Consider the following 14,397-nt stretch of genomic DNA (forward strand, 5'->3'; position numbering starts at 1 on the left):
TTTGTAATATAATCATTATCATGGGAAAAATAATAGTTTACTATACTGAAAAATGTATCTATAATAGAGGCATATGAAAGGAGAGCAGGGATGAAAAAATATGATGAGCTATCCAACAATGAAAAACATAATTTTGAAGAATTCCTTATCTTAACATTCGAGTTTTCCGAAGATGAGCTGGCGGCAATCGATAAGCAAAAGCCGATGACAATGGAACTTTTTTCTTCATGTCTGGTTAAGTGTACGGAATTGGGAATTTATAAACTTTTCGAAAGGTTGTTGGATGAGTATCCGGAATTATCAGATAAATACGTAAAAGCTATCGAGGATGATATAAAGGATGTAGTGTTGCCAGAGAGAACTCCAGAAGAGGAGGAAGAGAGCTGGAATCGATTGTGCGAAAGGATAAAAAAAGAATATGGTGATGATTTAATAAGCGAATAGCTGCCGGAAAATCTGGTGGCTATTTTTTATAACAGAAATCTATGAATTAAAAATTGGCATCCGGTCAAAAAAGGCGGGATGTTTTTTTATGCACTTTATCAAAAACTTTGTCTCAAAACACTGTATAATCCTCGAATTTCCTTTCTATAAGTGAGGGGAAATATTTTTTGAAGCAGAAAATTAAAAGATTTTTCGAATCTCCTTGTATTTCTGCCTCTGACGATTGGGTTAAGTGAGGGGATCTTTAAAGAATAAAAAAGACAAGAGCGGATCTGGTTGATAAGAATGAAATGATTTCTTTTTGCCGTTGTATAATAGCCGCTCCCGGTTACGTTAAGTGAGGGGGTAGATATTATAGAGCAAGATCCACCCGTGTTAAGCGGTTATGCCATTCCTGGCAGTCCACTAACTTACAGGTTGAGCTCTTGATGGGGATTTTCCCAGAGCAAGATCCACCCCGTAATACACTATCGTGTTTTCCTGTGTAGGGCTCTTGCTTGGGATTTCGATTCCCCATACCCTCGATGATCTGCCGATTTGGCAGATATTGGCGTCCACTGGAAAGTGAGACGCAGCACAAAAGGTAGATTCCGGCAGGACTGTCGGTTCTCCCATTTGTGATGTTACTGAAGTAACAGAAAAGAGAAGAAAGGAGGAACCATGAGAAAAAAGAGATTAGAACGGGAACTGAACCATCCGCATTTTGTCGGAGTCCGGCTGTCGGATATTGAATTGGAACTTCTGGACAGGAAAGCAGAGATCCTGGGGGTGTCCAGATCCGAATGCCTGCGGAAACTTCTGGTGGAAAAGGAAATCGTGCATCGGGTAGAAGTGGTCGCCGATATGGAAGAACTCCGAAGGTTGGTAGGCGAGTATGGAAAGATCGGTGTGAACCTGAATCAGATCGCACGGTACTTCAATACGGGCGGGGAACGTTCGCTGGCTATGGAAGATGAAATCCGTCACTGCATTGCGGAATTGTTCGCACTCAGGGAAGAAGTGTTGAAGATGGCAGGAGATTTTGAACGGGATTACCGGGGCGGTTAAAGTAGTCCAGATGAATTGTTCCAAAATGATACCGAAACACGACCAAACAGCGTTTTCTGCCGTCAGATAGGATAAACCCCAGGCAAATATATTTAAGGTCAAAAAAGCCTGTCGTAAAGGGCAAAAAATGTAAAAAATGATACCGAAACGCGACCATATTTCGCTGTCCTGTACCAGGTACTGGCAGGATGGCAGGAAGGAGGAATGTCTGTGCCGAGAATGAGCAAGAAAAGAAAACAGGAATTGGCTTTTTTTCTCAATGAAAGAGGGCGGGTTGCCCACAATGACACCTGCCGGAAATGTGTTGGAGACTGCAAGCAGAGTTTCCGGACTGTGATTGTCTGTTGCCCCTGCTATGAATCCAAGCGAAGCCGTCGGCGGAAGATCAGACAGAAACAAAAGGATGGATGTGAAGAATAAAGATCAGATGGTATACATGACGGATCAGATCCAGATTCCGGTATATCTTCCTTACCCACGGTTTCTGCTGGGGATGGATCTGACTCAGACAGCCAAGGTCCTGTATGCTCTGTTGCTGGATCGGGCGAGTCTTTCCAGGAAGACAGGGTGGAAGGATGAGGAAGGCCACATTTTTGTGGTTTATCCCATTGCTTATCTGGCTGATGATCTTAGAAAGAGTCACATGACTGTAAAAAAGGCATTGAATGAACTGGAAGAAGCCGGACTTATGGTGAGAAAAAAACAGGGATTTTCAAAACCGAATCTGCTGTATGTCAGAATCCCGGCAGAGGGAAAGAAAAGTTTCCCTGTGAAGGATAGAAAAGTGTCCCTCAAAGGGAAAGAAAATGATACTTATGAGGGAAAGAAACCTGTCCCTGTGATGGAAAGAAAAGTATCCCCTAATTACTTAAATAATAGTTACTTGATATATAGTCAAACAAATAAAGAGAGAGAAGCACGCTCTGCCTATGGCGAATATCACAATGTGTTTCTCTCCGAAACAGAATATGGAGAATTGAAACAGGAGATCCGGGAATTAGACAGGCTGATCGAGGAACTGTCCAGTTATATGCGTTCCAGTGGAAAGCAATATGCTGATCATGCTGTTACCTTGAGAAGATGGGCAGAACGGTCAGCCCCGGTAAAAAACATTCCGGATTATACCTGCAGTGAGGAGGACAGTCTATGAACAAGATGGTAGAAGAAACAGTAAAGAACATGATTCAGCAGGGAGAAAGAAACGGAGAGGATTATATCGGAGAAGACGGGCTTCTGTATTGCGGGAAATGCCATGAACCGAAGGAGGCTTATTTCGATCAGGAGAAAGTCGTGGTTTTGGGAATAAAAAAACATCCGCGTGAATGTGAGTGTCGGAGACAAAAGAGAAAAGAGGAGGAACAGTACCGGGAACAGCAGCGCCATGAAGCTGTAGTCAGAGAATTGAAGGAACATTGTTTCTCGGATAGATCCATGCAGGAATGGACATTTGAGAATGATAAAGGGCTTTCCGAAAATACCGTGCTTGCAAAGTTGTATGTGAAAGACTGGGAAACAATGAAGGCGGAAAATACAGGCTATCTTTTCTGGGGAGCAGTGGGAACCGGGAAAAGTTTTCTGGCGGGCTGTATTGCCAATGCACTGTTGGAACAGGAGATAGAAGTGCGTATGAACAATTTTGCGGAAGTGCTGAATGATCTGTCTGCTAATTTTTTAGAGAAGAACACATACATAAAAAATCTGTGCAGAGTTCCGCTGCTGATTCTGGATGATTTTGGAATGGAGCGGGGGACAGAGTACGGACTGGAACAGATCTATGCAGTGATTGACGGAAGATATCGGAGCGGGAAGCCCCTGATCGCGACGACCAATCTGACACTGCAGGAGTTAAAGAATCCGCAGGATACAGCGCATGCCAGGATTTATGACCGGCTGCTGGAGATGTGCGTGCCGGTTCAGTTTAAAGGGGAGAGTTTCCGGAAACGTACGGCTCAGGAAAAGCTGGGGCGGATGCAGAAAAGAGTAAAGGAGGAGATGAGGTAAATGAGACAGACAAAAGAAAGAGAGAGCAGCTGCCGTCTGGCAGTGGATATTGAAGGTCTGGCCGCTATGCTTTCCTGCGGACAGATGACTGCAAGGAAGATTGCGGAAGATGCGGGAGCCCGGATCACCATCGGCCGCTGGGTGTTGTACTCCGTACAGAAGGTGGAGAAATATCTGGAAGCAATAGCGGAATAAAGGAACACGGATGTGCGTGGGGATGGTTTTGTGCTATACTTTTCATAGACAGGACAAGACCATTCCCCACAACAGGGAGGTGTGGAAATTAGAGAAAGGAATGGTTTTGTGGCAAGAAAAGACAATAGAGGAAGAAATCTGAGGACCGGGGAATCTCAGCGCAAGGATGGACTCTATATGTACCGGTACAAAGATGAACGGACCGGCAGACGCCTGGCCGTTTATTCTCCGGATCTGGCTGAACTCAGGAAAAAAGAAAAAGAGATTGAGAAAGACCAGAGCGAAGGAATTCTGACCGATACTCAATGCAAGAACATGACTCTCAATGACCTGTTTGAGATCCACATGGATACCAGAAAGCTGGCGGAGAGTACACAGGCCAATTACAGAAGGATGTGGAACAGTCTTGTGAGGAATGAACTCGGACAGATGAAAGTGGTACAGGTAAGACCATCTCATGTACGCCTGTTTTATTCCCGGCTGAGCAAACAGAAATATTCCCACAGTACCATCAAGTTTCTCCATAATATGATCTTACCGAGCTTTGAGGTGGCTGTAGATGATGATATCATCCGGAAGAATCCGGCTAAGAGAACGCTGGGAGATTATGGAGAACCGGAAAAGAAACGCACCGCCCTGTCCTTTGACCAGCAGAAAAATCTGCTGAACTATGTAAAGAACAGCGAGGTGTTCCATATCTATCTGCCGCTTTTGCAGGTGATGATCGGAACCGGGCTCCGCTGTGGAGAACTGATCGGACTCACCTGGAAGGACGTAGATCTGAAGACCAGGACCGTATACGTGAATCATCAGCTGATCTATAAGAACTATGGAGACGGGTGTGATTTTCATGTGACCATGCCCAAGACAGAAGCCGGGATCCGGGAGATACCTTTGAGCAAAATGGTGGCAAAAGCCTTTGAGACCCAGAGACGGCTGAATTTTCAGATGGGAATCCCAAGGGATGTGAAGATCGAAGGGCTTTCGAATTTCGTATTCATGAGCAGGAGCGGACGTCCAATGATGCCGACTACCGTGAACTTTATTCTCCGGGATATTGTGAAGGCGTATAATGAGGAAGAAAATGAGCGGGCAAAGCGGGAGAGGAGAAAGCCGGAAGAGCTGCCGCATATTTCCGCCCATATACTCAGACATACGGCCTGTACCCGGATGGCAGAGACAGATCTGGATATGAAGGTCGTTCAGTACGTGATGGGACATGCGAATATCAGTGTCACCATGGAAGTTTATAACCATATTACAGACCGGTCCAGGATTGAAAAAGAGATTGCAAAGATGGATTTGGTGCAGATTATGTGATGGCTCAGATTTCTTTAAGAATGATTACAGAACTGCTCGCCATGGACCTCATGAACTGCGTTCATTCGGTCGCGGCTGTCGCCTTATAGGTCCAAAACCGGAGATGCCTTTATGTGAGCAAGCTCTCAAAAGGCACCCCGATTTCGTCCCTGCATGGCTCGTAGTTTTCGCGTAAATTGGTGTAGAAATGGTGTAAAAATGGTGTAGTAAGCCATTTTTTGAAAAAATCAAAAAATTGGAAAGCCCGAAAAAGCCCGTAAAATCAAGCTTTTTGAGGTTTTCCAAAAAAATTATTTAAAAAATTAGCACTCACCTCTTGTATGTATCTGAATCTGGAGGGATGCGTCCGCTCTGCTGATAGAGGATGCGATTAATACTGACTGTTCGTATATCATTCAGTTTTAAAAGCGAGTCGTGGGAGATAAAGGAAAATTCGCTGCTTTTTAAAAGAAACAGATCGCTATGAGATTCTGGATAGTCTACAGGGTGATAGACATCAAGGTGCTTGAGAGGATTATAAGAAAATAGTGGAAGCACATAGAGCAGTTTTTGTTTGACGCCAATTACGAGTCCCCGGTGTTCATAAGACATTTCAGGGATATAATTTTTCCCGAATTCAAATTGGTATATTTCCCCTTTTTTGACAGGTTTTTGACGCAATTTTTTCTTTCTGTTTTCGGTCCAGCGGGAATCGGATATAGAAAAGCGGTGAAGTTCATCTGAACTGAACACATTTTCAATGACGGACTCATTTATTTTGTTCTGTGCTTTAAGATATTCTTTCAATAAGATTTTCTCCTTGGGAATTTGGAAATAAAAAGAGTACGGCGCTAACCGTACCCTGCTCTGGCTGACCAGAGTGACCTCGTCGGTCAAATTATTCTTTCTTAGACGGCCTCGTCGGCCAGGAAACACCTTGCAGGTGTGAAAGACGGTTGAACTTTTGTGGATGTTATTATAACGCGGTCAGTATTGGAAGTCAAGATGACATAGTATCATTGTTGGATTTATGTAGCGGAAAAGATACGATGAAGCATTTTAGCTTTTAAAAGATATTTTGGTATACTTTGACCAAAATATCTTCCAGGAGGGATGAGTGTGAATAACTGGAGAGATTTATTTCAGGATCATATCCTTGCTCGCGGGGAAATGTATTTCTATGATGGCGCAGTTCAGGAGCTTCATAAAACAGAACACGGATATCAGGCCATTGTAGAAGGGACAGAGGATTATGAGGTAGAGATTGAAATTGAAGAGGGAGAAGTCCATGAAATGTACTGTTCCTGTCCCTATGCGGAAGACGGCAGTCACTGTAAGCATATGGCGGCTGTCCTGTATGAGATTGAGGAACAGGATGAGTCGGGGCTCCTGTCAGAGGATGCCTGTCTGGAGCAACAGGAAAAGGAACTGGAGGAGTTGATTGAAAAGCTTCCGGAGAGGGAACTGCGTGCCTTTGTAAAAAAGCTTGCCGGGCAGGACAGCGGAATCCGGAGTATGCTTCTGACCAGATATGCGGTGGAAATCGATGAAAAGCAGATGAACCGGTTAAAGCAGGGAGTAGACCGGCTTGTATGGGAATACAGCAACGGGAATGGATTTATAGATTACCGGAATGCCTGGGATTTCACTTATACGATGGAATGTTATCTGGGAGACAAGGTGGATGTTCTGATCGAACGAGGCTGCTGGCGTCAGGCATTTGAACTGACCAATTATGTGTTCCAGATAATCGGGAATATAGACATGGATGATTCTGACGGCGGCATTTGTCAGGTCGCGAATGCATGTTATGAGAGGTGGGAAGTCATACTGAAGAATTGCCCCGAAGATGTCAGAAGCGAAATGTTTGCCTGGTTTACCAGTCATCTGTCCTGTGATTATGTCATGGATTATCTGGAGGAATACATAGAAGATTTTCTAATGCGCGAGTTCCGTGACCGTGAAATGTTGGAGAAAAAACTGAAATATTTGGATGAAATAATTGAAAAGCAGGGTCCCTCCACGGATGGAGGAAGGACCTGGAGCGAGCATTACGGCTATGAGGATAATCTCATACGACGGCTGGAACTTATGGAGCAGCTGGGTTACTCAGAGGAAGAAATACACGAATACCGCAGGAAACACTGGCGATTTTCGGCGGTGAGAAAACTGGAGATCCAGGAGAATCTTGACCGTGGGAACCTGGATGAGGCGATCCGGATCCTGCGGGAAAGCAAGGAACTGGACAGCGAGTATCCGGGGCTGGTTGCCGGCTATAGCGAGCAACTGATCTCCATTTATGAAGAGCAGGCAGATACGAAAGCTTACAAAGAGGAACTCTTATACTATGTTCTAAAGTGTCCACAGCATGAGTTGACATATATTCGGAAATTAAAAAAGGTCTGTACAGATAAAGAGTGGGAGCAATACCGGGCGCAGATCCTGCGGGAGCCAGGGAACTTTGCAATCCGCTATCCGCTTATGGAGGCGGAAGGAATGTATGAACACATGCTGGAGTGCCTGAAGAGAGAGAGCTTTGTCCTTAATCTGGACAGATATGAAAAAGTGTTGAAAGAGAGATTCCCAGAGCAGGTGCGAGATCTTTATATTTCTTATCTGCACAGAGAAGCAGAAAGGGTCAGTGACAGAAAACGATACAGGGAACTGATGAAATACCTTAAGAAAATCAGCGGGTATCCCGGCGGGAAAGAAAAGGCGGCCGGGATCGCGGAGAACTGGCGGGCGAAGTATTATCGCAGGAGAGCTATGATGGATGAAATGGAGAACGCGGGATTTTAGGGATTGTGAATCTAACCCTCGAATAACTCCCCTTCCCCCTGCATAGATTGTAAAAACGAACTATGCAGGGGGATTTTTTCTTGAAGGATTATATTGAGGAGCGGGCGGTTGAGATCGCATATTATATCATCGAGCACAAGGCTACGGTGCGGCAGACGGCGAAGAAGTTTGGGGTGAGTAAGAGTACGATACATAAGGACGTTACCGACCGCCTTCTGCAGATCAATCCGTCCCTGGCGGCGGAGGCCCGCAAGGTGCTGGATGTGAATAAATCCGAGCGCCACATCCGGGGCGGACTGGCCACGCGGGAGAAGTATCTGCACCGGCGTGCCTAGAGCATTTTCATGCTCCTTTTTCGGATCTGTTCACAATATCTTCAAAATATATTTCTTGCATATCTGGAAATTTATGGTAAGATAGTTCCTGAAAAGGAGAGATAGATATGAACAAGAAGACAATTATCTTTCAGGGCCCGGACGACGTGGTTGCGTTTGTCAGAAAGGTCGAGAAGTATCCGTACAACATGGATATGAAGCGTGGAAGATATATCGTTGACGCCAAATCTTTGCTCGGCCTTATGAATCTGGGATTCCGGAGTAAAATTGAATTAAATGTCTACGAGGACGATTGCGAAGATCTTTGGAACGATATCAGAGAATTTGTAGCAGCGTAAATGTGTAGCAGCAATATGGACCACGCGGAGGTGAAGCTTTCAGGCTTTGCCTCTATTTTTTTGCGGCTTTTGTATCGCCTGCCCACATTGACAAACGTCCGGGAAAAGAGGATAATGGGTTCCATTGGAAAGGAAGTGGAGGAAATTGCAGGAGAGGGTACAGAAGAGGGACAGGAGCGGATATCTTTTTGATAACCGCGCGTTGGTGGCGCTGATCATTCCGCTGATCATCGAGCAGACGCTGGCGGTGCTGGTGGGCATGGCGGACAGTATCATGGTGGCCAGTGTGGGTGAGGCAGCGGTGTCCGGCGTTTCGCTGGTGGACAATATTATGGTGCTGTTGATCAATGTGTTTTCTGCGCTGGCTACCGGAGGCGCGGTGGTCGCGGGCCAGTATCTGGGCCAGGGCCGAAAGGAAGGCGCCGGAAAGGCGGCGGATCAGCTGGTGTGGTTTATCACCATCTGCGCCGTGGGGATCACGCTTCTCATTTACGCCTGCAGACACTGGATCCTTCACGGAGTGTTCGGCCAGATCGACGCGGACGTGATGGGTCACGCCAATACCTATCTTCTGATCGTGACGGCCTCCATTCCTTTTATCGCGCTGTATAACGGCGGTGCCGCCATTTTCCGGACCATGGGCAATTCCAAAATTTCCATGCGGGTGGCTATTGTTATGAATATCATTAATGTCACAGGAAATGCAATTCTGATCTATGGGGTGAAGATGGGCACTGCCGGTGTGGCGATCCCTACGCTGGTGTCCAGGATTGTGGCGGCAGTGCTGATCATGGTGTTGCTTTGCGACAGCAGGCGGGAGATCTCGGTGACCCTGTCCCCTTCGCTACAGGCCGGATTTTTCCCTGATCCGGAAGATTTTAAGTGTAGGTGTTCCGAACGGACTGGAAAATAGTATGTTTCAGCTTGGCAAGATCATTGTGCTCAGTCTGGTGTCTACCTTTGGAACCTACGCCATTGCGGCCAATGCGGTATCCAATACTCTGGCGTCTTTCCAGGTGCTGCCGGGGATGGCCATTGCGCTTGCGGTGACTACGGTCATTGCCCGCTGTGTGGGGGCCGGGGACTATGAACAGGTGAAATATTACACCAAAAAGCTGATCCTTATTACCCACGGAGCGTTGATCATTACCAATCTTATCATCGTCGTGGCGCTGCCTCTGATCCTGAAGATCTACAATCTGTCAGACATCACGGCAGAAACGACGTCGCAGATCGTGATTTTTTACGCGGTCTGCTCGGCGCTGTTCTGGCCTTTGTCCTTTACGCTGCCGGCCACCTTCCGGGCCTCCGGAGACGCCCGGATGTGCATGATCATTTCCGTGGCATCCATGTGGATCTTCCGGGTGATCTTCAGCTATGTGCTGGGCCAATACCTGGGCATGGGAGTGTTTGGCGTCTGGGTGGCCATGATCATCGACTGGTTAGTGCGGGAATTCTGTTTTGTGCTCAGGTACCGCAGCGGAAAATGGAAACACCATGCTATTTCCTAAGAAATGATGCCCGGATGCGCGGAAATACGCGCGGAAAGCGGAAAATAGCATTGTCAATCTGGTTTTCTTACTTTATAATGGAATAGATTTGACAAAAACGAAAGGAGAAACGAGGGTGAAAAGAGAGTTAGTCATTGTCCTGGATTTTGGCGGCCAGTACAATCAGCTGGTGGCAAGACGGGTCCGGGAATGTAACGTATATTGCGAGATTTATTCCTATCGTATTGATATTGAAAAGATCAAGGCCATGAATCCGAAGGGAATTATCCTGACCGGCGGCCCCAACAGCTGTTATCTGGAGGATTCTCCCACCTATTCAAAGGAGCTGTTTGAACTGGGGATTCCGGTGCTGGGCCTGTGTTACGGCGCGCAGCTGATGATGCACGTGTTGGGCGGCAAGGTGGAGAAGGCGGATGTCAGAGAATATGGCAAGACAGAGGTCCTGATCGATAAAAAGGATTCCAGGGTATTCCAGGATGTGTCTGAGAAAACCATCTGCTGGATGAGCCATTTTGATTATATTTCCAGGATCGCGCCGGGGTTTGAGATCACAGCCCACACGGCAGACTGTCCGGTGGCTGCGGCGGAAAATGCAGACCAGAAACTGTATGCGATCCAGTTCCATCCGGAGGTGCTTCACACCGCAGAGGGAACCAAGATGCTTTATAATTTTGTGCGCGGTGTCTGCGACTGCGCCGGAGACTGGCGGATGGATTCCTTTGTGGAAAGTTCGATCCAGGCGATCCGGGAAAAGGTGGGTAACGGAAAAGTCCTCCTGGCCCTGTCCGGCGGCGTGGATTCTTCCGTGGCTGCAGGTCTTCTGTCCAAAGCCATCGGCAGGCAGCTGACCTGTGTGTTCGTAGATCACGGCCTGCTCCGCAAAAATGAAGGCGACGAAGTAGAGGCGGTCTTTGGACCGGAGGGTGATTTTGACCTGAACTTTATCCGGGTCAATGCCCAGGAAAGATATTATGGAAAGCTGGCCGGCGTGACCGAGCCGGAACAGAAGCGCAAAATCATCGGCGAGGAATTTATCCGCGTCTTTGAGGAAGAGGCAAAGAAGATCGGAGCCGTAGACTTCCTGGCTCAGGGAACCATTTACCCGGACGTGGTAGAGAGCGGCCTTGGCGGCGAGTCTGCAGTGATTAAGTCTCACCACAACGTGGGCGGTCTGCCGGATTTCGTAGATTTTAAGGAGATCATCGAGCCCCTGCGGGATCTTTTCAAAGATGAGGTCCGCAAGGCCGGACTGGAACTGGGGCTTCCCAGAGAACTGGTATTCCGTCAGCCATTCCCGGGACCGGGACTGGGCGTGCGTATCGTGGGCGAGGTAACCGCCGAGAAGGTACGGATCGTTCAGGATGCCGACGCCATTTACCGGGAGGAGATCGCAAAAGCCGGACTGGATCAGGAGATCAGCCAGTACTTTGCGGCGTTGACCAACATGCGCTCCGTGGGCGTCATGGGCGACGAGCGGACCTATGATTATGCAGTGGCGCTGCGCGCGGTGAAGACGATCGACTTTATGACCGCTGAGGCGGCGGAGATCCCGTTTGAAGTGCTGCAGAAGGTCATGAGCCGGATCATCAATGAGGTGAAGGGGGTCAATCGGGTATTCTATGATCTTACCAGTAAACCCCCGGGAACAATAGAGTTCGAGTAAGTTTCTATATATAATATGCTGCAAAGCAGACACATAAAAGCTGTAAAATTCTACGTTGAATTTTACAGCTTGCTGTGTATAATATAAGTAGCAGGAATAATATGAAATCAAGGAAGGAGCTGAAAGAATATGGCAAATATTTTACCAGTATCTGATTTGAGAAATTATAATGAAGTCCTGAAGAACTGCCGCAAAGGAGAACCAGTATATCTGACCAAGAATGGCAGAGGACGTTTTGTAGTTATGGATATTGAAGATTATGAGCGTGATCGTGCGGAGAAAAAGCTTCTGATGAAGTTGCAGGAAGCCGAAGAAGCGGTGAAAGATGGTGAAGGATGGCTGACTTTGGATGAACTGAAAGCACTTGTGGGGGAATAAGATGTTAAAACTGTGGATCAATCCAATTGTTGCAAAGGATTTGAAGAATATCCGGGATTACATTGCCGAAGATAACGAGGAATATGCCGTAAAGATCATAAAAGAAATTTATGGTAAATTTGAAAATCTTCAGATGTTTCCGGAGATGGGTTCAGATCTTTCAAAACGAGTCAGCTTTCGGACGGACTATAAATATGCGATATGGGAAGATTACGTGATTCTCTATAAAGTTGGAAATAAGTGTATAGAGATTTATCGTGTAGTCAATCGGTATCAAGATATTACAAGAATTTTTGAGTGAAAGTCCTGTTAATTTTCCTTAAAGAGGGGAACAGGCCGTATTATTACAGCTTTGGAGAACCAGTACTGGGATATACGGGATGACGGCCGGGAAAGTGCACTTATCTTCCGGATTATGATTGCGCGTTCAGGTAAGGCAACAGAATATCAACAACCTGGCCTTTGTGCAAACGAATGGGATGGAGTTCGATTTTCTGTGTATTAGCGGGCAGTTTAAAACGTTCAAAAAGCTGTTTTTAATTAGGATACCATCTGTATACACACATCTGATCCTTGTTGCGAATACCCTGGAGACCCGTTTTGTTCAGAAGCACAAATATTCTTTTATGATCCACATTTTGGTACGTCGCATCGTCTTCCACTTTTCTTCTCCAGTGTTCCAATAGTGCTGCACCCAGAGTTTGAGGATTGGAATGGATGTCTAAATGCCCAAAACCAAGCTCCTTTGCTTTCTTAAAAATATCTGCCCGTTGGATCACCAATTCAAATTCCGATTCGGCATCCTTTTTAAAAGCCTGCTTTAAGCTTTTTACAGAATAAACCCTGCACTTCTGTCACCATTGAGACCACCACCGCGTGTACGGTGCTGTATTTTTCCAGAAAAGATTTTGAAGACTGGATTGAACAGGATATTCATTTCCTTCGGCTGGTCTCCCGGAAGGTGGCGTATAAACTATACCGCTCTTCCTATAACTGCGGGAACCGGCTGTTCTATCCGCCCCAACATTTGCTGCTCCTTTATTTCCTGCGCTATATTGAGGAGTATCACAGCACCGTGATCCGTCGCACCAGAGAGGAGATCCATGAAGAGACCGGCATTTCTGTCAAAACACTGAACCGCACCATCCGAAAACTGAAAGAAAGCGGGATGGTGGACGTTGTCAAAGGAAAGGTAACGCTAAATGAGGCACAGCAGGAAAAAGCGAGAGAATACATAAAGCAGGGGATGTACTAAATCCCCTGCTTCTTAATTATAGAAACTTATTCCCACTCAATTGTTCCGGTCGGCTTTGGCGTCAGATCATAGCATACGCGGTTCACGCCCGGAACTTCTGCTGTGATCCGTTCGGTAATGTGCTGAAGCAGGGCGAAGGGGACGTCTTCTACCGTGGCGGTCATAGCGTCTTTTGTGTTCACGGCGCGGATGATCACCGGCCACTCAAAGGAGCGTTTGCCCTCTTTCACACCAACGGACTTGAAGTCCGGGATGATGGTAAAGTACTGCCATACTTTTCCTTCCAGACCGTTCTTTGCAAACTCTTCTCTTAAGATGGCGTCAGATTCGCGGACTGCTTCCAGGCGGTCCCTGGTGATCGCTCCCAGGCATCTTACGCCAAGGCCCGGTCCGGGGAAGGGCTGACGGTATACCATGCCGTCCGGCAGTCCCAGTGCTTTGCCGACAACGCGAACCTCGTCTTTGTAGAGAAGTTTTAACGGTTCTACCAGTTCAAACTGCAGATCCTCCGGCAGTCCGCCTACGTTGTGGTGGGCCTTGACCCCGTCGCTTTCCAGGATGTCCGGGTAAATGGTTCCCTGTGCCAAAAATTCAATGTCTTCCTGTTTCCTTGCCTCTTCTTCAAAGACGCGGATAAACTCTGCGCCGATGATCTTGCGCTTCTGTTCCGGCTCTTCTACGCCTTCCAGTTTGTCGAGAAACCGGTCAATGGCGTCTACATATACCAGATTGGCGTCCATTTCGTCCCGGAATACCTGAACTACCTGTTCCGGCTCGCCTTTTCGCAGCAGACCGTGGTTGACGTGGACGCATACCAGCTGTTTGCCGATGGCCTTGATAAGCAATGCCGCTACCACGGAGGAATCAACCCCTCCGGACAGCGCAAGCAGTACCTTCTTATTTCCCACCTGCTTCTGGATTGCTGTTACCTGTTCCTCGATAAACGTGTGAGCCAGTGCTTCCGTTGTGATCCGGGTCATATCGTCCGGTCGTTTGTTGCCTTCCATTTTTCTTTTCTCCTTTTCGTAAAAATAGCAGAATCTCCTTGCTGTTTTGATTATTGTAGTACAGGATTCCGGCCGATGCAATGAAAACTGCAGTTCTTTTTAATATTTCGCCAATCTTAAGAATT

Annotated in this window: 16 protein-coding genes and 1 pseudogene; 15 read left to right on the forward strand and 2 right to left on the reverse strand. The window is 46.9% G+C overall.

Features of this window, described 5'->3' with window-relative positions:
* The first annotated feature begins 90 nt into the window (after window positions 1–90).
* The 7 genes from ABGT54_RS05620 (at window position 91) to ABGT54_RS05650 (ending at window position 5,007) form a co-directional block, all read left to right on the forward strand.
* The gene (locus tag ABGT54_RS05620; protein ID WP_346663188.1) at window positions 91–444 is read left to right on the forward strand and encodes a hypothetical protein; all 354 of its coding nucleotides are present in this window, start codon (window positions 91–93) and stop codon (window positions 442–444) included.
* 660 nt (window positions 445–1,104) lie between these two features.
* The gene (mobC, locus tag ABGT54_RS05625; protein ID WP_346663189.1) at window positions 1,105–1,491 is read left to right on the forward strand and encodes a plasmid mobilization relaxosome protein MobC; all 387 of its coding nucleotides are present in this window, start codon (window positions 1,105–1,107) and stop codon (window positions 1,489–1,491) included.
* Window positions 1,492–1,701: 210 nt separating this feature from the next.
* Window positions 1,702–1,911, forward strand: a complete 210-nt coding sequence (locus tag ABGT54_RS05630; protein WP_076780937.1) for a hypothetical protein — start codon at window positions 1,702–1,704, stop codon at window positions 1,909–1,911.
* Window positions 1,895–2,641, forward strand: a complete 747-nt coding sequence (locus ABGT54_RS05635; RefSeq protein ID WP_346663190.1) for a replication initiator protein A — start codon at window positions 1,895–1,897, stop codon at window positions 2,639–2,641. Before ABGT54_RS05630 ends, ABGT54_RS05635 begins: the two co-directional genes overlap by 17 nt.
* Window positions 2,638–3,492 (forward strand): ATP-binding protein, encoded by an 855-nt coding sequence (locus ABGT54_RS05640; protein ID WP_346663191.1) that lies wholly within the window; start codon window positions 2,638–2,640, stop codon window positions 3,490–3,492. Before ABGT54_RS05635 ends, ABGT54_RS05640 begins: the two co-directional genes overlap by 4 nt.
* Window positions 3,493–3,687, forward strand: coding sequence for a DUF6462 family protein (locus ABGT54_RS05645; protein ID WP_346663192.1), 195 nt, complete (start codon window positions 3,493–3,495; stop codon window positions 3,685–3,687).
* 108 nt (window positions 3,688–3,795) lie between these two features.
* Window positions 3,796–5,007 (forward strand): site-specific integrase, encoded by a 1,212-nt coding sequence (locus ABGT54_RS05650; protein WP_346663193.1) that lies wholly within the window; start codon window positions 3,796–3,798, stop codon window positions 5,005–5,007.
* A 309-nt stretch (window positions 5,008–5,316) separates the two neighbouring features.
* Here the strand turns inward: ABGT54_RS05650 and ABGT54_RS05655 are convergent, their stop codons facing one another.
* Complete coding sequence (locus tag ABGT54_RS05655) at window positions 5,317–5,793, reverse strand: hypothetical protein (RefSeq protein WP_346663194.1); 477 nt, start codon at window positions 5,791–5,793, stop codon at window positions 5,317–5,319.
* A gap of 312 nt (window positions 5,794–6,105) precedes the next feature.
* On the opposite strand from ABGT54_RS05655, the gene ABGT54_RS05660 reads away from it, so the two are divergent.
* The 8 genes and pseudogenes from ABGT54_RS05660 (at window position 6,106) to ABGT54_RS05695 (ending at window position 13,265) form a co-directional block, all read left to right on the forward strand.
* The gene (locus ABGT54_RS05660; RefSeq protein ID WP_346663195.1) at window positions 6,106–7,785 is read left to right on the forward strand and encodes an SWIM zinc finger family protein; all 1,680 of its coding nucleotides are present in this window, start codon (window positions 6,106–6,108) and stop codon (window positions 7,783–7,785) included.
* Window positions 7,786–7,865: 80 nt separating this feature from the next.
* Window positions 7,866–8,120 carry a sporulation transcriptional regulator SpoIIID gene (gene spoIIID, locus ABGT54_RS05665; RefSeq protein WP_346663196.1) on the forward strand — a complete coding sequence of 85 codons (255 nt, stop codon included), beginning with the start codon at window positions 7,866–7,868 and terminating at the stop codon, window positions 8,118–8,120.
* Between the two features lie 107 nt (window positions 8,121–8,227).
* Window positions 8,228–8,458, forward strand: coding sequence for an HPr family phosphocarrier protein (locus tag ABGT54_RS05670; protein WP_346663197.1), 231 nt, complete (start codon window positions 8,228–8,230; stop codon window positions 8,456–8,458).
* Between the two features lie 145 nt (window positions 8,459–8,603).
* Window positions 8,604–9,969 (forward strand): annotated as a pseudogene (locus tag ABGT54_RS05675) (MATE family efflux transporter).
* 115 nt (window positions 9,970–10,084) lie between these two features.
* Entirely contained in the window at window positions 10,085–11,632 is a 1,548-nt protein-coding gene (gene guaA, locus ABGT54_RS05680; protein WP_346663198.1) for a glutamine-hydrolyzing GMP synthase, read from the forward strand.
* 129 nt (window positions 11,633–11,761) lie between these two features.
* Window positions 11,762–12,010: a type II toxin-antitoxin system prevent-host-death family antitoxin gene (locus ABGT54_RS05685; protein WP_346663199.1), complete on the forward strand. Its 249-nt coding sequence runs from the start codon at window positions 11,762–11,764 to the stop codon at window positions 12,008–12,010.
* Window position 12,011: 1 nt separating this feature from the next.
* Complete coding sequence (locus ABGT54_RS05690) at window positions 12,012–12,311, forward strand: type II toxin-antitoxin system RelE/ParE family toxin (RefSeq protein WP_346663200.1); 300 nt, start codon at window positions 12,012–12,014, stop codon at window positions 12,309–12,311.
* Window positions 12,312–12,971: 660 nt separating this feature from the next.
* Window positions 12,972–13,265 (forward strand): helix-turn-helix domain-containing protein, encoded by a 294-nt coding sequence (locus ABGT54_RS05695; protein ID WP_346663201.1) that lies wholly within the window; start codon window positions 12,972–12,974, stop codon window positions 13,263–13,265.
* A gap of 26 nt (window positions 13,266–13,291) precedes the next feature.
* Here the strand turns inward: ABGT54_RS05695 and guaA (ABGT54_RS05700) are convergent, their stop codons facing one another.
* Complete coding sequence (gene guaA, locus ABGT54_RS05700; protein ID WP_346663293.1) at window positions 13,292–14,245, reverse strand: glutamine-hydrolyzing GMP synthase; 954 nt, start codon at window positions 14,243–14,245, stop codon at window positions 13,292–13,294.
* Window positions 14,246–14,397 lie beyond the last annotated feature (152 nt).

The sequence above is a fragment of the uncultured Merdimonas sp. genome (genome assembly GCF_963929015.1).
In the GTDB taxonomy this organism is placed as follows: domain Bacteria; phylum Bacillota; class Clostridia; order Lachnospirales; family Lachnospiraceae; genus Merdimonas.